General features: G+C 50.2%; 1 protein-coding gene. It reads right to left on the bottom strand.

The genetic code is table 11. The annotated features are described in order from the left end of the window. Positions 1-229, bottom strand: a 229-nt coding sequence (locus tag KVT32_RS31085; protein WP_217619530.1) for a hypothetical protein, incomplete at its 3' end; no start/stop codon positions are given. Positions 230-245: the final 16 nt, after the last annotated feature.

A 245-nucleotide genomic window follows, 5' to 3' on the forward strand; every position in this document is an offset into this window, starting at 1 on the left:
TTAGCAACGTCTTGGCGTTCCCTTTCGCGTTATCTGGCACGTTCACATCGTTAACGTAATTTTCCAGCCACGACTTGAACTCATATCCTTGACCAAGGACGCCACTCAGGTCAGTCTTCTTGACCTGACCAATACTACTCACCCCATTATCGCGGCGAACACGAACAATCTGGCAAAGGTCGTCCGCCACTTTGCCTACGAAAATTGGCGAATGACTGGTCACGATCACCTGTTGGGTGTCTCCT

This window comes from Achromobacter sp. GbtcB20 (assembly GCF_019091095.1).
In the GTDB taxonomy this organism is placed as follows: domain Bacteria; phylum Pseudomonadota; class Gammaproteobacteria; order Burkholderiales; family Burkholderiaceae_B; genus Achromobacter; species Achromobacter mucicolens.